At 37.5% G+C, this 21,699-nt stretch carries 21 protein-coding genes; 6 read left to right on the top strand and 15 right to left on the bottom strand.

Going from position 1 to position 21,699, the window contains the following annotated elements:
* The first annotated feature begins 91 nt into the window (after positions 1–91).
* From MHH81_RS02955 to MHH81_RS02945, 3 genes are all read left to right on the top strand, one after another.
* Complete coding sequence (locus MHH81_RS02955) at positions 92–442, top strand: YojF family protein (RefSeq protein ID WP_340917689.1); 351 nt, start codon at positions 92–94, stop codon at positions 440–442.
* 12 nt (positions 443–454) lie between these two features.
* A complete protein-coding gene (bshB2, locus tag MHH81_RS02950; RefSeq protein WP_340917687.1) occupies positions 455–1,141 on the top strand; it encodes a bacillithiol biosynthesis deacetylase BshB2 in 687 nt (228 codons plus the stop codon).
* Between the two features lie 106 nt (positions 1,142–1,247).
* Positions 1,248–2,588 carry a YjiH family protein gene (locus MHH81_RS02945; protein WP_340917686.1) on the top strand — a complete coding sequence of 447 codons (1,341 nt, stop codon included), beginning with the start codon at positions 1,248–1,250 and terminating at the stop codon, positions 2,586–2,588.
* A 346-nt stretch (positions 2,589–2,934) separates the two neighbouring features.
* Here the strand turns inward: MHH81_RS02945 and MHH81_RS02940 are convergent, their stop codons facing one another.
* On the bottom strand, positions 2,935–4,551 hold the full coding sequence (locus MHH81_RS02940) for a long-chain fatty acid--CoA ligase (protein ID WP_340917684.1): 1,617 nt from the start codon (positions 4,549–4,551) through the stop codon (positions 2,935–2,937).
* 149 nt (positions 4,552–4,700) lie between these two features.
* The gene (locus tag MHH81_RS02935) at positions 4,701–5,648 is read right to left on the bottom strand and encodes an L-threonine 3-dehydrogenase (RefSeq protein ID WP_340917682.1); all 948 of its coding nucleotides are present in this window, start codon (positions 5,646–5,648) and stop codon (positions 4,701–4,703) included.
* A 171-nt stretch (positions 5,649–5,819) separates the two neighbouring features.
* Between MHH81_RS02935 and MHH81_RS02930 the strand changes: the two genes are divergently transcribed.
* Entirely contained in the window at positions 5,820–6,464 is a 645-nt protein-coding gene (locus MHH81_RS02930) for a hypothetical protein (protein ID WP_340917681.1), read from the top strand.
* A 388-nt stretch (positions 6,465–6,852) separates the two neighbouring features.
* Here the strand turns inward: MHH81_RS02930 and MHH81_RS02925 are convergent, their stop codons facing one another.
* The 10 genes from MHH81_RS02925 to MHH81_RS02880 all read right to left on the bottom strand — a co-directional run bounded on the left by MHH81_RS02925 (position 6,853) and on the right by MHH81_RS02880 (position 14,914).
* On the bottom strand, positions 6,853–8,049 hold the full coding sequence (locus MHH81_RS02925; protein ID WP_445678123.1) for a glycine C-acetyltransferase: 1,197 nt from the start codon (positions 8,047–8,049) through the stop codon (positions 6,853–6,855).
* Between the two features lie 85 nt (positions 8,050–8,134).
* Positions 8,135–9,196, bottom strand: coding sequence for a hypothetical protein (locus MHH81_RS02920; RefSeq protein WP_340917678.1), 1,062 nt, complete (start codon positions 9,194–9,196; stop codon positions 8,135–8,137).
* 189 nt (positions 9,197–9,385) lie between these two features.
* Complete coding sequence (locus tag MHH81_RS02915) at positions 9,386–10,033, bottom strand: YczE/YyaS/YitT family protein (RefSeq protein ID WP_340917676.1); 648 nt, start codon at positions 10,031–10,033, stop codon at positions 9,386–9,388.
* Positions 10,034–10,144: 111 nt separating this feature from the next.
* Positions 10,145–10,627, bottom strand: coding sequence for a Cys-tRNA(Pro) deacylase (gene ybaK, locus MHH81_RS02910; RefSeq protein WP_340917674.1), 483 nt, complete (start codon positions 10,625–10,627; stop codon positions 10,145–10,147).
* Positions 10,628–10,639: 12 nt separating this feature from the next.
* A complete protein-coding gene (locus tag MHH81_RS02905) occupies positions 10,640–11,326 on the bottom strand; it encodes a hypothetical protein (protein ID WP_340917672.1) in 687 nt (228 codons plus the stop codon).
* Positions 11,327–11,880: 554 nt separating this feature from the next.
* Positions 11,881–12,417 carry a thiol-disulfide oxidoreductase ResA gene (gene resA, locus MHH81_RS02900; protein WP_340917670.1) on the bottom strand — a complete coding sequence of 179 codons (537 nt, stop codon included), beginning with the start codon at positions 12,415–12,417 and terminating at the stop codon, positions 11,881–11,883.
* 49 nt (positions 12,418–12,466) lie between these two features.
* A complete protein-coding gene (locus MHH81_RS02895) occupies positions 12,467–12,871 on the bottom strand; it encodes a disulfide oxidoreductase (protein WP_340917668.1) in 405 nt (134 codons plus the stop codon).
* Positions 12,861–13,505: a DsbA family protein gene (locus MHH81_RS02890; RefSeq protein WP_340917666.1), complete on the bottom strand. Its 645-nt coding sequence runs from the start codon at positions 13,503–13,505 to the stop codon at positions 12,861–12,863. Before MHH81_RS02890 ends, MHH81_RS02895 begins: the two co-directional genes overlap by 11 nt.
* 143 nt (positions 13,506–13,648) lie before the next feature.
* Entirely contained in the window at positions 13,649–14,497 is an 849-nt protein-coding gene (locus MHH81_RS02885) for a M56 family metallopeptidase (protein WP_340917664.1), read from the bottom strand.
* A gap of 3 nt (positions 14,498–14,500) precedes the next feature.
* A complete protein-coding gene (locus tag MHH81_RS02880; protein ID WP_340917661.1) occupies positions 14,501–14,914 on the bottom strand; it encodes a BlaI/MecI/CopY family transcriptional regulator in 414 nt (137 codons plus the stop codon).
* Positions 14,915–15,082: 168 nt separating this feature from the next.
* Between MHH81_RS02880 and MHH81_RS02875 the strand changes: the two genes are divergently transcribed.
* Positions 15,083–16,024: a VOC family protein gene (locus tag MHH81_RS02875; RefSeq protein WP_340917659.1), complete on the top strand. Its 942-nt coding sequence runs from the start codon at positions 15,083–15,085 to the stop codon at positions 16,022–16,024.
* A gap of 138 nt (positions 16,025–16,162) precedes the next feature.
* Positions 16,163–18,355 carry a DNA topoisomerase III gene (locus tag MHH81_RS02870; RefSeq protein WP_340917655.1) on the top strand — a complete coding sequence of 731 codons (2,193 nt, stop codon included), beginning with the start codon at positions 16,163–16,165 and terminating at the stop codon, positions 18,353–18,355.
* 249 nt (positions 18,356–18,604) lie between these two features.
* On the opposite strand, the gene MHH81_RS02865 is transcribed toward MHH81_RS02870, so the two are convergent.
* The 3 genes from MHH81_RS02865 to MHH81_RS02855 all read right to left on the bottom strand — a co-directional run bounded on the left by MHH81_RS02865 (position 18,605) and on the right by MHH81_RS02855 (position 21,583).
* On the bottom strand, positions 18,605–19,912 hold the full coding sequence (locus MHH81_RS02865; RefSeq protein ID WP_340917653.1) for a DUF4179 domain-containing protein: 1,308 nt from the start codon (positions 19,910–19,912) through the stop codon (positions 18,605–18,607).
* The gene (locus MHH81_RS02860) at positions 19,905–20,423 is read right to left on the bottom strand and encodes a sigma-70 family RNA polymerase sigma factor (RefSeq protein WP_340917651.1); all 519 of its coding nucleotides are present in this window, start codon (positions 20,421–20,423) and stop codon (positions 19,905–19,907) included. Before MHH81_RS02860 ends, MHH81_RS02865 begins: the two co-directional genes overlap by 8 nt.
* Before the next feature lie 596 nt (positions 20,424–21,019).
* Positions 21,020–21,583, bottom strand: a complete 564-nt coding sequence (locus MHH81_RS02855) for an NADPH-dependent FMN reductase (RefSeq protein ID WP_340917649.1) — start codon at positions 21,581–21,583, stop codon at positions 21,020–21,022.
* Positions 21,584–21,699 lie beyond the last annotated feature (116 nt).

Here is a 21,699-nt window from a genome sequence, read left to right as displayed (position 1 = left end):
ACTGAGTTTAGCCTCAATGGTTCAATCATTCGCTTCATGAACTTTTTTTCTTTATACTAATAACAGACAGTATGCTAGGAGGCAATATAAGATGGAACTTGTGAATGTGGAAAGATTACAAGAGCTTTTGAATAACTTTGCAAATGAAGATGTTTATATACATTTAGAGACTACAAATGGAGCTTATGCATCCCACTTTAATGAAAGTGTGTTCAATGCCGGAGCTTTTATCCGAAATGTGATGCTACGCTATGAGCTTGGAAAAATAGCAGGAGAAGCTCCACATCGAGTAGGACTTAAGCTTCCACACGGATGGGTATATGCACAAGGCATTACGCATTTTGAATTAGATGAGCACGATCGTTTATTAATGGCTGGTCATGATCAAAGTGGAAAACTTGCAGTTGCACTTCAAATAAGCAAAACACCTTTTACCTATTAAGGAGGAAGAAAAATGACTTTACCAATGGAACGACATGTACTAGTCGTATTCCCTCACCCAGATGATGAGGCTTTCGGTGTTTCTGGCACGATTGCTACTTATATTAAACAAGGAATTCCAGTAACATATGCATGCTTAACATTAGGAGAAATGGGAAGAAATCTAGGAAATCCTCCTTTTGCTACACGCGAGACACTACCTCAAGTTCGTAAACAGGAGTTACTTGCTTCTGCGGATGCAATGGGTGTAACCGATCTTCGAATGATGGGCCTTCGCGACAAAACGATTGAATTTGAGGACGACGAAAAAATGGTAGGTATGATGGAACAATTAATAGTAGATACTAACCCATCTCTAGTAATTACCTTTTATCCAAACTATGCGGTACACCCTGACCACGATGCAACTGGCCGTGCTATGATTCGTGCTATTCGTCGCATGCCTGAAGAAACGCGCCCAACTATTTATGCTTTAGCTTTTTCAAATAATTCCAAAACAGATCTGGGAGAGCCAGATGTTGTTCATAATATTAAAGAGGCAAAAGAAGAAAAAATGGGCTCTATGCGAGCACATATATCACAAACTGCATGGATGTTAGAAGAAATGGATAAACGTTTAGCAGATGGTGAACCAGAAGCAGAAAATTGGCTCCATTTTGAACGATTCTACACGTACGATTTCAACAAAGATTTTGAATAGTAGAACATAATCTCTTGCTATAGACTTCCCTTTCTAATTGAATTATTATGTATCAATGTCACTTGTATACGTATAATTATTCAAATATAGAAAGTTGGTCTTGAACTTGAAAAAGTTTTCCTTATCTACCTGGCTTTTATTCCTCCTACCATCAATAGTAGGAGTTACTCTTTTTATGATTCCAGTGCCAATTGCTGGTAGCTCGCAAATTCCAATAGCATGGTTAGCAAAAGAACTTTCTAAAATACTAGAACCGGTTGTGCAATGGATTTCACTGGCTACATTGCTAATTGCAGCAATTGGTTCACTTGTATACTTATTCATACCTAAAAAGAATACTTTTGTTAACAACTTATTTAAAGTATCAATTTTTTGGACAATCACTCGTGTTGTTGGGGCGATTTTTGCCGTTCTAATTATTTTCCAACTTGGTCCAGAGGCTATTTGGAGTGATAATACAGGGGCATTATTATTAAGCCCAGATGGCTTAGTATCTTCTCTATTTTCACTTTTCTTATTTGCAGGTTTGTTATTACCTCTTTTGTTAAACTTCGGTTTACTTGAGTTTTTTGGAACGATGATGGTCAAAGTAATGCGTCCGTTATTCAAGCTTCCTGGACGTTCTGCTGTAGACGCACTTACCTCTTGGGTTGGTGATGGAACAATCGGAGTACTCCTAACTAGTAGACAGTACGAGGAAGGTTATTACACGAAAAAAGAAGCAGCGATTATTGGTTCTACTTTTTCCGTTGTTTCTATTACCTTCTGTATCGTTGTGCTTGAAGAAGTTGGATTAGGTACATATTTTGTGCCTTATTATTTAACGGTTTTACTTTGTGGGATTGTTCTAGCATTTATTATGCCTAGAATTTATCCACTTGCTAATAAAGAGGACAAGCATATTGACGGTCGTCCATTAGATTTAGACGCAGAAAAATATCCTGATAGCTATAATGCTGTTTCACATGGTCTTGAAAAAGCACTTGAAATGGCCGATAAAAACAGATCTGTTTCTAAATTATTCTCAGATGGATTTAAAAATGTGATTGATATGTACATTGGCGTTACACCAGTTGTACTAGCATTTGGAACAACTGCTTTAATGCTTGCAGAATACACTTCTGTCTTTGTCATTTTAGGAAAACCATTTGAACCATTATTAATGTTATTTGGAATTCCAGAAGCTGCTGCTGCGGCTCAAACATTGGTTGTTGGGTTCGCCGACATGTTCTTACCTTCTATTTTAGGTGGGTCCATTGAATCTGAAATGACGCGTTTCTTTATCGCGACAATGTCTGTGACACAGTTGATCTATATGTCGGAAGTTGGTGGATTGTTACTAGGTTCGAAAATCCCGGTTAATATTAAAGATTTAATCATTATTTTCTTGCTACGTACTCTTATTTCCTTCCCAATTATTGCATTGGTTGCACATCTATTATTTTAACTATTGAAAGAAGCCTTCGTCTGAAGGCTTCTTTTTTATGGCAATTTAAGAAAAGCACAAGCGTCCATTAAGTGCTGTTCAATCCTATTGCTTTCCGAAGCAAGAGCTTACTTTCCGATGACAGTCTAGTCTTGCAAATGCTTCTACAAGCACTAAAATAACTTCAAGATAATGAAACTATACTAAATATGCATAGAAAAATATTTTTTGTACATCACGGTCAAGGAATACCATGTTATTCAGTCCTGCTGTTTTCCGAAGCAAGCACTCGCTTTCCGCGGACTAGTAAATGAAATTCCTCCATTCTCATAAAAGAAAAGCGGCACTAGTGGCCGCTTCCAGACAATTATTTTTGATACGCTTTACTCAATTCATTTCGTAGGGTAGCTTTTAAGAATTTCCCTACAGAAGTTTTCGGGATTTCATTTAGGAAGACTACATCGTCTGGTACCCACCATTTTGCAAATTCCCCTTCTAAGTAGGTTAACAAGTCTTCTTTCGTAACTCGATTCTCAAATCCTGGTCGTAATACTACACAAGCTAACGGACGCTCCTGCCATTTCTCATCTGGAATAGCAATTACTGCCGCTTCAGCTACTGCTTCATGTGTCATCAATGAATTCTCTAAGTCAACAGACGAAATCCATTCGCCACCGCTCTTTATCAAATCTTTTGTACGATCTGTAATTTTAAGATAACCATCTTCTGTCATGACTGCGATATCACCTGTATATAGCCAACCGTCTTTGAATGCCTCTTGCGTTCGTTCATCCTTGTAGTATTCACTTGCAATCCATGGACCTCGAACTGTTAATTCGCCCATCGTCTTGCCATCCCATGGCACCTCACCATGTTCATTCACAACGCGAGTTTCTATACCAGAGACAGTCAGCCCTTGAAGTGCACGCATGTTAATTCGCTCATCCATCGTTAGATTATCCATCGATGAAGTAAATGTCGATAAGCTAACAATTGGCGTCGTTTCCGTCATGCCATACCCAACAATAAACGGGACATTGTATTTTTCCTCAAAAGCACGAATCAACCCTTTCGGAGAAGCAGACCCACCACATACAACTGCACGTAATGACGACAGATCTCTCGGCCTTTGCTCTTGTTCATTCAAAACACCCATCCAAATAGTAGGTACACCTGCAGTAAGCGTCACTTTTTCTTGTTCGATTAAATCAAGCAATATAGCGGGATTAAATCCTGGACCAGGCATTACTTGCGTCGTTCCAAAGTTCACCGATGCAAAAGGTAGCCCCCATGCATTGACATGGAACATCGGTACAACAGCCATCGCAACATCGCTTTCACGTACTCCAAGCGAATCCGCAAGACCAAGTGCATAACTATGAAGCACAAGCCCACGATGCGTATATACTACACCTTTTGGATTTCCCGTAGTTGCAGATGTGTAGCACATTCCTGCAGCCATATTCTCATCTAAATCCTCTGGGAACTCATACTTATCTGATGCCTCTTCTAACAACTGTTCATAAGAATAGACATTTTCTAAATTCGTCTCAGGTAAATCCATTCCATCCTTCATAATGACATAATGCTTAACAGTTTTTAACATAGGAGCAATCTTCTCTATAAGTGGAAATAAATCGGCATCAACTAGTAAAATCTCATCTTCCGCATGATTTATTATATACACAATATGCTCAGGGGATAATCGAATATTGATCATATGCAGCACAGATCCAGCACAAGGTACTGCAAAATATGCTTCTAAATGGCGATGATGATTCCATGCAAAGGACCCGACTTTCATCCCACGGCTCATCCCAAGTTTTGTGAGTGCATCTGCTAGTTTTCGAGTGCGTTTCACATACTCCTTATAAGGAATGCGATGAATCGAGTTTTCTCCTGTTCTAGAAATAATTAGCTTATTAGGAAAATATCTTTCTGCTCTCTTTAAGAAATCCGTTAATAAAAGTGGCGTTTGCATCATATCTTCTCATCCTCCAATTAATAATTAGAATCTACAGAATATTCTTACATTAATATTGTACATAAGTTTTATTGTAAGCGCCACCAGTATTTTTGTATTAATTTCCAATAAAAAGTCGACTCACCAATTGGTAAGTCGACTTTTATTTATTATGCATATTTTGCTTTTAATTTCTCCAACATATCTATCGTCATAGAATCGAGGTCATACTTCGCTTGGAAGCCCCACTCTTCTTTTGCAGCAGTAGCGTCAATTGAATCTGGCCAACTATTTGCAATTGCTTGGCGTACAGGATCCACATCATAGTCTAGTGTAAAGGTTGGAATCACTTTTTTGATAGATGCAGCAATTTGCTCTGGCTCGAAACTCATAGCCGTCACGTTAAATGCATTTCGGTGAATTAATTTTGAAGGATCTGCCTCCATTAATTCTACAATTGCTTGTAGCGCATCTGGCATATACATCATATCCATAAATGTTCCTTCTGCAATGAAAGACGTATATTTTCCTTCTTCTAATGCTTTATAGTAAATATCCACTGCGTAATCCGTCGTTCCCCCACCTGGTAATGTTTCATTAGAAATCAAGCCTGGAAAACGCACGCCACGCGTGTCTAAACCAAATTTTTGGAAATAATAATCACAAAGTAATTCTCCAGATACTTTGTTTACACCATACATTGTTGTTGGTCGTTGCAGCGTATCTTGTGGTGTATTTTTTTTAGGTGTAGAAGGTCCAAAAGCACCAATAGAGCTTGGTGTGAAAAACTGCATACCTAATTCACGGGAAGCTTCTAGTGCATTCACCAATCCACCCATATTTAAATTCCATGCTAATAGCGGTTTCGCTTCTGCAGTCGCCGATAAAAGAGCTGCCATATGTATCATCGTATCTGCTTGAAAATCACTCGCAAGCTGATGCATTTTTTCACCATCCGTTACATCGAGAATCTCAAACGGACCGCTTTCTGTTATTGGAGATGAAATATGTCGAATATCTGTTGCTAATACGTTACCTGCCCCATACTCTTTTCGAAGTTTCGTGATTAATTCAGATCCTATTTGTCCTAATGCTCCAGTAACCATAATTTTTTTCATGATACCTTCCCCCTTCTAAAAACATTTGTATTTTTCGAGAGTACAATTAAAACTTACAAAACGTTGATATAACAATATTTACATTTTTATCATTATACGATGTTCTGTGGTAAAATACAACAATGAGAAGATGGAAGTTTTTGATATTATAGAAAATTAAAGGAGTGTCAAATGAAAATACTTAAATATACAGTTACCTTTATGCTTGGGATAGCGCTAACAATTATTCTATTGTTTTTGGAGGTTCCTTTTTGGCTAATCTATGTAAGCATGCTCTTTGTGTCCCTAGTGTTGTTTGTTGCCCCACATATGTATACTCTCTACAAATCTAATAATCTCAAAAAAATAGAACGCTACTTAGAACAAAATAAACATAAGCCGATACCGGCCTACGCGCTTGCCGTTAAATCTGGTGATCACGATAAAATTATTGAGTCCGTTCAACGCATTTTAACCAAGCATAAACAAGCTTCCATACAAGAAGTGTATAAAACAAATTTAGCTTTATACGAACGTAATGTTTCTAAATTAGAACAGCATGCGAAACAAATTAGTAAGTTGCCCCTTCGAACGTATTACATAGCATATGCAGAAGCATTAAAAGGAAACTTCGAGGAAGCCCGTACTTTAACAGGATATCTAACTGTCGACTGGATGCATCATGCAATCGAAGCAATAATTGCTCAAACAAAAGGAGATATGCATACATATCGTAAAGAAGCTGATGCTAGCATCGAACACTCGCGGGGCATTCAGAAGTTCATGAATGTATATGCATTTAAGAATATGGAGAATAACTATACTAAAAAGTCATGAATTTTTAGGATTTGTAGCTTTTACTGACCATTCTAGCTCTTTTGTATAGTTGAACAATAATAAATTGTTAGCCACTGAAAACTGTTTAGTTTTTTTGAAGTACAACAATTTCAGCGAAATCTTGTATTGTAAAAAACATCCAAGCCCCAAAGACTTCGGATGTATGAGAGTGTCGACTCCTGGCGGGAAAGGCGGGACAGTCGAGACCCTGTACTGAGCGCCGCGAGGGAAGCGGCTAGGCCCGCGGAAAGCGCCAACTCGCAGTGGCAATCAACTGTCTGATTTATCTATATTTATTGAAAAAAAATGTAGACACAATCGAATTTCTTCGAGTGTGCCTACAGTCTAAAACATTCGGAGTCGCTATGACTTCGGATGTTTCTTTATATTATGAAATTACCCCAAGCTCTTTACCAACTTTTTCGTAAATAGCTAGTGCTTCGTCTAGCATTTCTTTTGTGTGGGCTGCTGTTGGCATGTTACGAACGCGGCCAGTTCCTTTTTGTACTGTTGGGAAGACTATCGATTTTGCGTATACGCCCTCTTCAAATAGTCGTTTAGAGAATTGTTGTGTTAGCTTTTCTTCTCCGATGATACATGGTGTAATTGGTGTTTCCGATGCACCGATGTTAAAGCCTAGTTTGGCAAGTCCAGCTTTCAAATAATCACCATTTTCCCATAGCTTATCGTGAAGCTCTGTTGAGTCGATAATGATCTGAACTGCTGCTGTAATTGCTGCTACATCACCTGGTGGTAGAGCTGTTGAGAATAAAAACGGACGTGAGCGAACTTTTAACCAGTCGATTAAGTCCTTTTTCCCTGCAACGTATCCGCCTACAACACCAATAGCTTTTGATAAAGTACCGATTTGGAAGTCGATTTCTTTTTCCAAGCCAAAGTGTTTCACAGTTCCTTTTCCTTTTCCAGTAACACCTGAACCATGTGCATCATCTACATATGTGATTAAGTCAAATTCTTTTGCGATTTCTACGATTTCAGGAAGCTTAGCAATATCTCCATCCATTGAGAATACGCCATCTGTAATAACCATTACTTTATTATACTGGCCTGATTCTGTTGCTTGTTTTGCTTTAGCACGTAAATCTTCCATGTCGGAGTGGTTGAACGGGATAATTTTTGCTTTAGAAAGACGGCACCCGTCAATAATGGATGCATGATTTAATTGATCTGATAAGATCGCATCGTTTTTATCCATAACCGCAGAGATTGCTGCCATGTTACAGTTGAATCCGGATTGATAAGAAATGGCAGATTCTGTTCCTTTAAATTCTGCCAATTTTTCTTCTAGTTTGATATGAAGGTCCAGTGTGCCATTAATCGTACGAACCGCTCCTGCTCCAACTCCGTACTTGTCCACTGCTTCTTTTGCAATACGCTTAAGTTCTGGATTAGTTGCCAGTCCTAAGTAGTTGTTGGAAGATAAATTGATAAGCTCAGAGCCGCGAACATTTATCTTCGCTCCATTTGGTCCTTCTACAGGGTCGATTTCGTTATATAAACCTTGGCTTTTTAATGCATTTAAGTTTTCTGTTAAAAAATTATTTAATATGTTAGACAAAGTCATCTTCCTTTCAAACAAAATTAGTCTCCTCTATCTTATCATGACTGTGTCAAAATACGAATAAAAAGCGAGTAGGAGTTTCCCCTACTCACCCTAAAGTTTCGATCATTTTATTGTGCAGTGCACTCCACTCTTCTTCATCTATAGCAGAATCGTAAAGAGTTTTAATCACTTTTGATTCTGCCGCATACGTAGAAAGATAATTTTGAGCAATTTCCATTTCATTGGAATACGCTTCATGTACTTTTGCTATTGCCTCTTCATCCAGCAAAGTCTGATCGATATAAGGAAAGAAATCGACTATTTCATCTCCCTCCCGTTCCGGCTCGTAGACATGCGGACTTGTCGCATCTACTAAACATAATTGAAGCTCCGGAACAACAATGCCATCTACACTATTCGCATCCAATCCGCACCAAATGAAACGAACATCTAAACCATGCGTCTTTGCTTCTTCTCCAAACTTTTTCATAAAGGAAGACTTTCCACTGCCAGGTAAGCCTTTTATATAAAGTCTCGATTTCAAATTTTTAGAAATGGAGCTTAGTGTATCCTTTGCTCCAAGTGGCGTAAGAGAACCCATTAGACGATGCGTCACTTTTGCATTCTTTTGAAGCTGAATGTTGCCTATGCCATTCTTTTTTAATTCCTCTAATAGCGTATTTATTCCATCCCAATTAATTGCTGGCTGTATCAGCTGTTCCCAATCATCATGAATAACCTTTGCACGAGATAGTGAAAGAAGCCCTTTTGTTAACCAAACATCATTTGCAATTTGCTTATCACGAATTAGAGGACCTATATCTTTCAGTCTACTTTCCTTGTATGCATTATAATAAGGTACCCATTCATGCCCTGCCCCATAATAAGAAGGATCTACTGCGTCCGTCTGTAAATAAAGTGTTTTTGTATCAATAATGTATATTCCCTCTACTACTTCTTCGTGCAGTGGATCATAAAACCATTCCATATTTTTTCCTCTTCGAATCGCTGCGTATCCTATTTCTTTTAATATCTCTGATAATCGATAGGTTGTTGGTCCTTTGAAAAAGTAGACCCTTTTTGCTTCTTGAATGATTTCCTTGTAGAAGTTTTTAACACCTTGACCTGTATACGACTTCCCCATATAGTGCGTAATTGTTCCGTTCAAATTGTCACCCTTTCTATAATTCATTCAGTGGATAATATATGTGAACGAACACATTTATATGAATAAGGATCTGTTAAACGATTATAATTTTATCTACCGAAAATCCGCCCGCTTTCCGCGGACGAACTAGCAAGCCTTCTTACTCGCGAGACCTAATTTAATTGAGCCATGAAAAAAAAGCCCTAAAAATCATTTCTGATTTTCAACGCTCTTATTCGTAAATGGTAATGAGTACCCACAGATTTTAAATAATAACTTTTGAGCCATCGGCAAAGTGTAATGAACTAATTGTCCTAATAAAACCGCAATAAGTACTGTACCTAATCCTACTGGTCCTCCAAGTGCCCAACCAGCAAGGCCTGCAATAACCTCTATTCCAGTACGAACTTTTTTAATACTCCAACCCTTTTTCTTCATGATTAATAGCATAAGAGAATCACGAGGTCCCGCTCCAACATTCGGTGATACATAGACACCAACCCCAATTGCCGTGACAACAATTCCAAATATGAAACTAATCAATTGACCTAAGAAGCTCGTTACATCCGGCAATAGCCAGTTAAACATATCAATAAAAGATCCAAGGAAAAGTATATTCAACCAAGTACCCAGCTGTGGCAATTTCTTAGTTCCGATTATGGTTACGATGACAATAACTAAACCTGTTAAAATAGCCCAAGTACCAATGGATAAACCTAAATGACGAAAGAGGCCCACATGTAAAACATCCCACGGTCCTACCCCAAAACGTTGCCCTATTATCGTCATGGAAATACCTAAAGACATAGACATAATACCAACTACAAAAAATACCCAGCGCCAAACTAATTGTTTCATTTTTTTATCCTACTTTCTATAACCGAAAAAAATCCATTCGCAACAATGTTGGAATGGAATAAATTCTATTAAGTTCATTATAGCCTGTATGAGCTAAAATGCTAACCATTTTTAAATTTTACTAATAGTAGCAACTTGTCCCTTAGTTATCATAAGTAAATCTGATAAGGAAAGCTTTACCTGAAGTCCTATTCTTCCTCCACTCACAATAATAAAATCAAGATTTTGCGCGCTATCATCCACTATTGTAGGAAATAACTTTTTCATCCCAATAGGAGAGCATCCTCCACGAATATAGCCAGTAGTTGTTAGTAAATCCTTCAGGGGAAGTAATTCTACCTTTTTCTCTCCGATTACTTTTGCAACGTGCTTTAAATTTAATTCGTTACTTACTGGGATAATGCATACAAAATATTTATTGGAACCTGCCGTGATAAGTAGTGTTTTATACACAACATTTTCAGAGTAGCCTATTTTGTTCGCTACGGTTACCCCGTCTACTTGATCACCTGTGAGCTCATATTCAATTAATTCAAATGGTATCTTTTGCTGTTCCAACAATCGAACCGCATTGGTTTTTTGCTTTTTCACCATTTATTTATTCTCCTAAGCTATACGGAAGAAGCTAGGTTGTAGGTCGGTAAAACCATAGCGCTTCAAATGTACTTGATATGAATATTTGGCAATCGCTTGTTCTTTTAATCGTCTTTTCTGTAAGTTCTCCATATCTTCTTCTATTGATTTGGGAGATTGAAAATCTGATTGGATCGAGCGATTGAATACAGCTGCTTCATCTTCTATTTGTCTTTTAGCTTCTAATGTAATTTGACGAGATGCTTCTTGATTTAACGTAATTTGAGATTGAACTCTTTGTATTTTTGCAGATGCACTGGCAGCAACACGCAAGTCTTGTGGAGTTGGTTCAGTTGGTGCTAGTGCAGTACTTCTTACTTTCTCTAAAAGCTCAATCGTTTTTTCGAGCGTTGGCCCACCTAATGTTTGCACAGGAGTGCTAGGTCCTTTTATATCCAACATATTTTGGGGTCTATTATTTTGCTCTATTTGCTGATACTCTCTAACAGCCGCACTTAATTCAGGTGTGTCTTGTTCTCTTTCTTTATTCCCTAGAAGTAGATCTTCTAGTTCACCTAAAGAAGGCATTTTTGGTTGGAAATATTCCGCTTGTTTCCGATATGCTTCTCCAGCATCTTTACGCTGCAGTGCACGCTTTCTTTCCTCGAAGTTCGAAACACTATTGGACATACCGTTGCCTGTAGATTTTACCAAACTCATATCGTTCACCTCCATCTATAAAGTTCTCCTATATATCATTCTATCATTTTGTCAGAATAATCCAACTAACTATAGTCATAAGAAATATGAGAAATAAGATTCAAAATGAGATTTGCATTTCTATGTATGTATTAGTTCTATATACTCAAAAAAAAAAAAAAAAAAAATATAAAATGGTGCTGTCCCTAAAGTCATACATTGACTGAGAGATGGTCCCTTTTCCAATGTATTGATTTCCGTTCCAAGACGGACGCTTTCCGCGGGCATGGCTTCAGTCTCCTCAGGCCAACACGATGTTGGTCACGAAGGCGTTACCACAGGAGGTGGCGTTCTTAGCCTTCGTTCCTTTGTTCGCTCCTGCGGGGCCTTCAGCTCATGCTCATGCACCTGCCGCTTCGCTTTCGGTGCAGAAAACATCTGCTAATCCCGCTGGAGTCGCCGTCTTTCACTACAATCAATTGCCTACAAAATAGTAGTTTTAATAAAAAATATATAAAAAACAGGTGTAGAAAAAGACTCGCTTTTCTACACCTGATTCATTTTAAACTAAAAGATTAAATTGGCATAATTTGCTCCATATAATTCTTAATCATTTCTTCATTCATTTCCCCTGTAATTATTTTCTCTATTTTACCTTCAGGGTTAATAAGTAAAGTTGTTGGTAAAGGATTGATATTGTACGTCTCCATTACACTTTTATTGTCATCAATTAATACTGGAAAAGTTAAGCCTTTTCGATCGATAAATTTTTGCACAGCAAAATCAGATTCACCTACGTTTACAGCTAATATTTGAAGACCTTGGTCTTTATATTCTTGATATTGTTTGTCCATTAAAGGGAATTCTCTTTCACATGGTTTACACCAAGTTCCCCAAAAGTTCAAAAAGACACCCTGTCCTTTATATTCCGATAATTGATGCTTTTCTCCATTCATATCAACAAGTGCAAAGTCAGGAGCATCATCGCCTACCTGCAGTACCGCTGTTCTCTCTTTCGTTACGTTGGAATAAATAGTGAAGACGATTGCTCCAACCATTATTGCCAAAATGATCAGGCGCATGTAAAAGCGTTTTTTCTTTTTATTATCCATAGCTGCGATTGTCCTTTCTTCCCTAGAAGGAATAATTGAGAAAGTTGAATTATTTGCGTTTCCAAAGTATCAGCATCATTACTGTAATGAACGAAAATGCGATGAGCGCTAAAAATGGAATTGTTACAAATCCGAACCAGTTAATATATTGGCCTGAGCATGGAACCCCACTCGTACATGCACTGAATTCATGCATGGAAGGAATCTTTTGCAGCGCATAATGATAACTTGAAATACCCATACCGATGACAGACATCGGTAAAATGTATTTATAAATAGTTCGATCATTTCGATAAAAAGCGATACCTAGGAACATAACAAGTGGATACATCAAAATCCGTTGATACCAGCAAAGGGTACATGGAATAAAACCCATTCGCTCGCTAAAAAACAAACTTCCCACCATTGCTATAATGGACGCTATCCACGCAAGGAGAAGGGGTTTATTTACCACTCGTATCCGCCTCTTCCACCATTTTTTTCATATCATCCATTGTACTTCCAGTGAATTCTTTTCCACCAATATAGATCGTTGGCGTTGAGTTGACACCAAGATCATTTGCTGTACTCATATCTTTATCCCAAGCTTCCTTCCCTTTACCTTCACCGAAAGCTAGCATAACTTTTTCTGTTTCCTCAGGAGTTGCAACCTCTGATAATACTGCTTTTAAAAATTCCTCTGTCATAAAATTCGCTTGTCCAGATTCCGAATTTTGGTTTGTAAACAATAAGTGATGGAACTCCCAGAACTTTTCATTCCCTAGTTCCTTGTAAACTGTTTCCGCAAATTGTGCAGAAGTCGTTGAATCGGCAGCAATAAATGAATAGTTCATAAAGTAAAACTTCGCTTTCCCCGTTTCAACTAATTCCTGGTTGATGATTGGAAAAAGACTGTTGTTGAAATCTCCACAGTGAGGACATTTGTAATCGCCAAATTCAACTATTTCAACTGGTGCTGATTCTTCCCCTAAAAATGGTTGACCTTCATAATCTATCACTACTGACTCTTCTTTAGCATCGCTTAGCATTACAATTGCAATAAGGGCTACAGCCACAATACCGATTATCCAAAATATATTCTTAGACATATAAAACACTCCTATTATCAAATTTGCCTTGGCGAATTTGTGTTCAGATTTTGTATCCTGCTTGCCGGATAAACTCCTTTACAAAATCTGTAACATCCGCCGGCGGTTTTAACTACACTATGTAGTGTAATGGGGTAAAAAATTTACGCTAGCGCGTAAATAAAAAAGATACAAATTAAGATAAAAATTGCGAACGACAAGAATGCGTCTTTCAATGGAATCTTCCACTGAACATCCGTTAATGGGTTTAACATATATTCAATCCGATAATTTACGGATGTATCCGCAAATGAGGCATAAGCAAAAGGCATTTTTTCTAACTTTCCTACTTTTAACATTTTCAAAAGTGCACTGCCTAAATTCACAGATGTCTCTTGTTTTTCAATTGCAAATTCGTCTGCTAACACTTCCTGAATGATTCTATATTTTTGGTTAAACCATTTCAGAATGGGAATATAGCCCAACGTAGAAGAAAAAAGTGATAGCAAAAAGATTTTTAATGGATCCCGATTTACTTTATGATAGTTCTCGTGCGCAATGACCGCTTTTAATTCATCTTCCGTTAAAAGGTTTATCAAACCAGTTGTTACGATGATTTTAGGATGAATAAAGCCCATGGTTATCGCAAATGTTCCAGGATAGGAAATGACTAAAAAATCCTCATTTTTACTCTCATATGTTTCGTTCATTTCGATTGTCAGCACTTTCTCTTTATACTGCTGAAATCGTTTTTTCATTCGTGTAGCATAAATCAATTGAGATACCATTTTCCATAGTGAAAATAGTAGCGTATAGATGACTAGCGCATCTAGAACATATTCTAGGGATGACAAACCGAATGCTTTTAGCGTACTATGACAAACTTCAACGATGTTAAATTTGACGTTCCAGCCTGCCAACATGGAGATGACGTATAAAGCCATCTGTAGAAAAATTGTTCCTGAAATGACAAGAGAAACAATAAACATGAGCGATGATTGACGTTTTGTCATATGCTACATATCCTTTTTCAATTCTTTAATTTTTTGCTCGAGTTTTGCGACAAGATCATCATCCACGTCTTCAAGCGCATCTAACATATGGCTGACAACAACGTTTCCGAATTCATCCATCAATTCATTTGTCATTTCTTTTGACTGCGCACTCAAAAACTCAGCTCTAGTTTGAACTGGTTTATAAAGGGAGGATCTACCTTCTACCCTCTTTTGAAGAATTCCCTTTTCGACTAATCGGTTCATGACGGTCATAACTGTGTTAAAATTCGTCACTTTTTCCAGGTCAAGGACTTGCTGAACATCTTTTATGGTCATTTCCACATCGTTCCATAAGATATCCATAATCTTTGCTTCAAGAGGTCCGAAAAAGCGATTCAATCCACTTTCGTTTATTTTAAATTTTCGAATCAACATGGTTTATCCACCTCACATTACTCATTGTAGTGCGAGTAACTTTTCCAGTCAAGATTTGTTAATCGAAAATGATGAAATAAACATTTTTTAAAATCTTATAGCTGAATTTTCTTGCATCTCCTGTTACACTACGTAATGTAGTTTATATGAAAAAGGAGATTTATGCAAATGAATAACAAACGGATCATTATCGTGGGTATCGTCTTAGTGGTGGTGCTCATCTCACTTTTTTTCCTGTTTAAAAAGAAGGATACAACCTATGAAACATATAACACTGACACTCCTTCTAGATTAGAAGGAGTACACCTGATTGTTTCTGATCTTGATAAAATCTCTGCATTTTATCAACAAGTAATCGGCTTTGATATTTTAACGGAAGAGCAAAGTAAAGTTACGCTAACTGCTGATGGACATACCCCTTTGCTAGTGTTAGAAGAAGTTGAAGACACAGTGGAAAGACCTTTAGGAACAACTGGACTCTATCATCTCGCTATTCTGATGCCGGACCATGCCAGTTTAGGGAATATGCTTCTTCATTTGTCTGAAACCAAGTATCCGATGCAAGGAGCAGCAAATCATCAGTATAGCGACGCACTGTATTTAGCTGATCCGGACGGAAATGGAGTGGAAATTTACGCTGATCTCCCTCCTACTAGTTGGGAACGAGACAAGGATGGCGGATATGTAGGTGGTACTAACCAGATTGATTTCGAGAAATTAGTCGAAGAAGCATCCCCTTCATGGATGGGACTTCCGGAGGACACACGTGTTGGTCATATGCATTTGCAAGCCTCTGAACTTGAAATAACCGAACAATTTTACGTTGACGGGCTCGGTTTTGATATTACAACTAAAGGAAATGGAAGCTTGTTTTTATCAAAAGACAGCTACCATCACCACATTGCATTGAACACGTGGGCTGGCACCGACCTCCCTTCACCTCCATCTAACTCGAGAGGATTAAAGAAGTTCACGATTATTTTTACACAAGAGGAATTAGATGAAGCAAAGTTACAACTGAAACGTTTGGAGTTTCCTTTTGATGAAAAAGAAGATTCTATTATCGTTCAAGATCCTTCTGGGAATACCCTTCATATTGTAACCAAGTAATGCAAGGCTGCCACACCCTCCTTTATATCCGATGGTCTGGCAGCTTTCTTTTTTTATTCGGCTACGTGTCTTTCTACAAAACACTACGATTTATGCTATATTTAATCTCAATGGTTTCCGTGGAAAGGATGTTTTAACATGAAGAAAAGTGTAGTAATTGCAGAAAAACCTTCCGTAGCTCGTGATATCGCACGAGTATTAAATTGTCATAAAAAAGGGAATGGCTTTTTAGAAGGCGACAAATTTATTGTCACATGGGCACTAGGACATCTTGTTACACTAGCTGATCCTGAAGTATATGATACAAAGTATAAAACTTGGAATCTAGATGATTTACCAATGCTTCCAAATGACTTAAAGCTTGTTGTGATTAAGCAAACGAGTAAGCAATATAACGCTGTCAAAAGTCAGTTACTGCGCACGGATGTGAGTGACATTATCATCGCAACTGACGCAGGCCGTGAAGGTGAATTAGTTGCTAGATGGATTATTGAAAAAGCAAAAGTAAATAAGCCAGTAAAACGTCTTTGGATTTCCTCTGTTACAGACAAAGCGATTAAGGAAGGCTTTCAAAATTTAAAACCAGGTAAGGCTTATGAAAACCTATATCATGCAGCGGTTGCACGTTCTGAAGCAGACTGGTATATCGGATTAAATGCAACAAGAGCACTTACTAGTAAATTTAATGCTCAGCTGTCATGTGGGCGTGTGCAGACCCCTACTGTCGCTATTATTGCGCAAAGAGAAGATGAAATACGTAATTTTAAACCAAAAACGTATTACGGATTAGAAGCACATACGGACCAAAATTTAAAACTAACATGGATTGATGGCCAAACAAACGACTCTAGAACTTTCTCTAAAGAAAAAGTCCAACAGCTACTTGCAAATGTAGATAAAAAACAAGGCACAATTGTAGATGTTGATAAGAAACAAAAGAAAAGCTTCGCTCCACAGCTTTACGATTTAACGGAATTACAACGGGATGCAAATAAAATATTTGGCTACTCCGCTAAAGAAACACTTAGCATTATGCAAAAATTGTATGAGCAACACAAGGTTTTAACCTATCCTCGTACAGATTCCAGATACATTTCAAGCGATATTGTAGAAACACTTCCAGAGCGCTTAAAAGCCTGTGGTATTGGCCAGTACAGACAGCTTGCGAATAAAGTATTACAAAAGCCTATTAAAGTAACTAAATCCTTTGTAGATGATAGTAAAGTTTCCGATCATCACGCAATCATTCCAACAGAAGAAATTGTCAATCAAGCTAACTTCAATGATAAAGAACGCAAAGTCTATGATTTAGTTATCAAACGATTTTTAGCGGTATTGTTTCCTCCATTTGAATATGAGCAAATTACAGTGAAGGCTTCTATTGGAACGGAAACTTTTGTAGCCAAAGGTAAAACAATTCTTTCATCCGGGTGGAAGGAAGTATATGAAAATCGTTTTGAAGAGGACGAAAACGCGGACGATATGAAGGAACAAATACTTCCTCGTATCACAAAGGGCGATAAATTATCTATTAGATTAGTGACAGAAACTTCGGGTCAAACGAAAGCACCTGCCAGATTCAATGAAGGTACTTTACTTACAGCAATGGAAAGCCCAGCAAAATACATGGGTACACAAGATAAAGAATTAGCCAAAACACTTGATAAAACGGGTGGCTTAGGTACAGTTGCTACAAGAGCAGACATTATTGAGAAGCTCTTTAATTCATTCCTTATGGAGAAGAAAGGGAAAGACATTTACCTGACATCCAAAGGGAAACAGTTGCTTGATTTAGTTCCGGCAGATTTGAAGACCCCTGCTCTTACTGCGGAATGGGAGCAAAAACTAGAAGCAATTGCAAAAGGCAAGCTGAACAAAAATGTGTTTATTAACGAAATGAAAACTTATACAAAAACAATCGTCCATGATGTAAAAAACAGTGATAAGAAATTTAAACATGATAATATTTCAACGAAAAGCTGTCCTGATTGCGGCAAGCCGATGCTTGAAGTGAACGGCAAAAAAGGGAAAATGCTCGTATGCCAAGACCGTGAATGTGGTCACCGTAAAAATGTCGCAAGAGTGACAAACGCTCGCTGTCCGCAATGTAAGAAAAAGCTAGAGCTTCGTGGTGAAGGCGAAGGACAAATTTTCACTTGTAAATGTGGATATCGTGAAAAACTATCCGCTTTCAACAAACGTCGTAAAACGGATTCTGGCGGAAAAGCAGATAAACGCGATGTTCAAAAATATCTAAAAAAACAAGATCAAGAAGAAGAGCCTATGAATAACGCATTAGCAGAAGCTTTGAAGAAGTTGAATTTGGAATAACAAAAGAGTGACGCTAAAAACCGTTTATTACGGCTTTAGCGTCACTCTTTTTTTGGTGTTGTAATACCCTCTTTTGAGATGAGCGCTCTCGTTTCGAGGTCGATTGCTCTCGTATTGCAACAGCTTCCTCTCGAATAAAATACGCGCTTTCGCAAAGCTTACATTTCAAAATCAGCTATTACTACGAAATAATTAACAATCAAACATACAGACCAACTAACGTGATTATCAAAGCTAGGTAAATAATTATTATTTAATTTGAATCGAAACTGAACCATCCAAATAATTAGGATAAGCAATGAAAGGAATTTTCACTGGATTTATAATATCTTTAGCTTCTAATGTAATGGTGGAGTAGTTATAATCGACATCACTCCATGTGGCTTCCGTTGGTATGCTGACATCACCTCCATTTGCATTTTCTCCTTGAGAAAATAGAGAGTAAGTATGATTATCCCTTATTGGACGATATTTTACCTCGATAGAATTATTCTGGATATTTGTTACTTCGACTTTCTTGTTACTAGGTTGTTCCAAAACTTCCTTCTTTTCAAAGTCGACCAATAAATAACTTTCATCTTTAGATAGCGCCTGGACTTTGTTAAATTTTAAATACAATTCTTTTGGCTGTTTGAAATAGTTACTTTGTAAAAAGTATGTTCTTTCTTTATAACCTACTCCCCCAAAACCACTTATTCCATTTTGAATAGAACTCCAAATTTCCCCGTTTTCGTCCTCTAAACGTATATCTTCAAATTGTAAAATTTCCATCTCATTTTTTTCGTCATATTGAAGGGTGACTGCTACACGAAGTGGATATACTTTTACTTGTTTCACCACTATTTTTTGCCCGTCCATTGCTACTTCTTCATTAACTTCATAAACTTTCCCTCTCATCAAATCGTTTTTAATGGTAAAAGGAACTTGAAAAGTTGTTTTGTTATTTTTATCCACTTGAATTTCGAACATTATCTCAAAATCATTAGAAGTAAATTCCTGGATATCTTGAAAAACGAAACTAAATTCATCTACCTTTCGATTGGCATATTCTTGATTGGGTGAATTATAACCGATAGAACTGATTAAATTTTTATTATCATTTAATAAGTCTATTTTGTTGTAATCTATATTTTTTATGGAATGAGGAGCTTCTAATGTATAAAAAATTTCTGCTCCTGTTTCATCTATAATAACCCCGTCCAGTGTAAATGTAATATTGTCTTTCACTTGGCTAATACCTATAGGCTCGTAATAATCATTTTCAATAATCGCTTCTAACCCTTTATCATTCTGGAGTAAATGGACAAACCGTTCTAATCCTGGTATCGAGGCGACTGCACTTGCAAATACCGGAGAGACACGAACCGATGTGACAAACGTGAGAATTAAAATTGCCGCAACAGTAAGAGACCAAAGTGATTTTTTACGTTTTCGTTTTTTAGCTTTTGCATGAAGTAAGCCTAGCTGAATTGCATCATTCAGTTGCTGATCAGGAATTTCCATTTGCTCCATTTGCTTTCTTGATTCATTTAGCATCTCTTCTTCTTTTTCATACATGGTCTACCCCTCCTTTCTCTGTTAGAAAGTTCCTTAGCGACTTAAGTGCTTTGTTTAGTCTTGATTTCACGGTACCTTCCGGAATGTCATCTATTTCAGCTATTTCTTTGATTTTCGTATTTTGATAGTATTTTAAGTGAATTAGTTGTTGCTCTCTCATAGACAAAGAGGCAATCGCTTCTTCTATTTCCAAATAAGAAATGCCTGAGTCATCCCTCAACTTGTGAATTACTTCATTGGAAACAAAACGCTGATTCTTTTTCAACTGATCCTGACAATAATTCATCATAATTCGAACAAGCCAAGTTTTCACATATTTAGGTTCTTTAACTGTATGGATTTTTTGATAAGCCCTGAATGTCACTTCTTGCATAGCCTCTATTGCATCATGTTCATTCCTTAAAAAAGCAAAAGCTGTTCGATAGAGCGTGTCTTTATGTGCTTGCATTAATTGCAAGAAAGCCTGCTCATCTCGATTAATTGCTTTGCTTGCAACCTCTATTTCCTCCACTAAAACACCCCTTTCCATTTGCTCTTATACATTAGACATCTGAAAGCCGAAAAAGTTCATTTTTATTTTCAAATGGCTCCGTTAAACGAACATGGTTGTTATTTGGTAGAATTCGCTTGCTTTCCGCGGGCGAACCGACAAGCCTCCTCGGCTGCACATACGGGGTCTCGTCTGCTGACTTTCCCGCAGGAGTCTGCGCGGATTCAACCGCAAATTATATGCTAAAAAACAACAGTAAAATATAACAGCGTCTTTTAAATAAATAAAAATAGGGGCTGTCCAATAAGCCCATAAATTGAAGAAGGTGTAGAAAAAGGAGTATTTTTCTACACCTGTTTTTTGTATACTTTTCTATTTTTTTATAGGCAATTGATTGAAGTGGAAGACGGCGACTCCAGCGGGAATAGCAGATGTTTTCTGCACCGAAAGCGAAGCGGCAGGTGCATGAGCTGAAGGCCCCGCAGGAGCGAAAGTGACGAGGAGACTGAAGCCATGCCCGCGGAAAGCGTCCGTCTGGAACGGAAATCAATACATTGGAAAAGGGACCATCTCTAAGTCAGTATATGACTTTAGGGACAGCCCCTTCTATTAAATAATTAGTGCGTATCGATTGGTTCTTTGCTAAGCGTTTTGCTCATTTCTGCGTATTGTACAAAGACACGTGCTAATTCTCGAAGACGATTATGTACGTCTTCATCTACTATTATATTATTTTGATCGAAATGGCTAGAATGTGTGTACACATAGTTTGGTGTCACTAGGCATCTGAAGTAGTCTAAAATAGGTTTCAGCTGATTTTCGATTACTAGGTGATGCTGATATGTTCCACCATTTGCAACGATGGACACTGGTTTGTATCGCATTGATTTAGGATGTAAAAAGTCGAACGTGTTTTTTAATACACCAGGAATAGATCCTTGGAAGATTGGCGTCGCAATAATATAGCCATCTGCTTGATCGAACTTACTTACGAGCAATTTCATATCATCATTATATTGTTGAAATGGTCGGCCATCTACAAATTGATGCTCATAATTAGCAAGCTTAATTATTTCCAAAGTATGCTCTTTATTAATTTCTTCTATATAGTCTTTCACTTTTTCTAATATGACACCTGTTTTTGTGCCGATAATTGTTCCGTCTACAAGTAAAATTTTCATCTAACAGAACCTCCTTTATCCGTTCCTTATTGTATCAAAAAAGCAGCTTTATTTAAGTAAAAAAATGTCTGTTTGACAAAGTTCATCCTTAAGGCTGAGAAATTTATTACTTATTA

Origin of the sequence: Psychrobacillus sp. FSL H8-0484, assembly GCF_038005325.1 — a bacterium.
In the GTDB taxonomy this organism is placed as follows: Bacteria; Bacillota; Bacilli; order Bacillales_A; family Planococcaceae; genus Psychrobacillus.
Note: the sequence above shows the minus strand (reverse complement) of the source record. Positions and strands in the feature narration are given on the sequence as shown.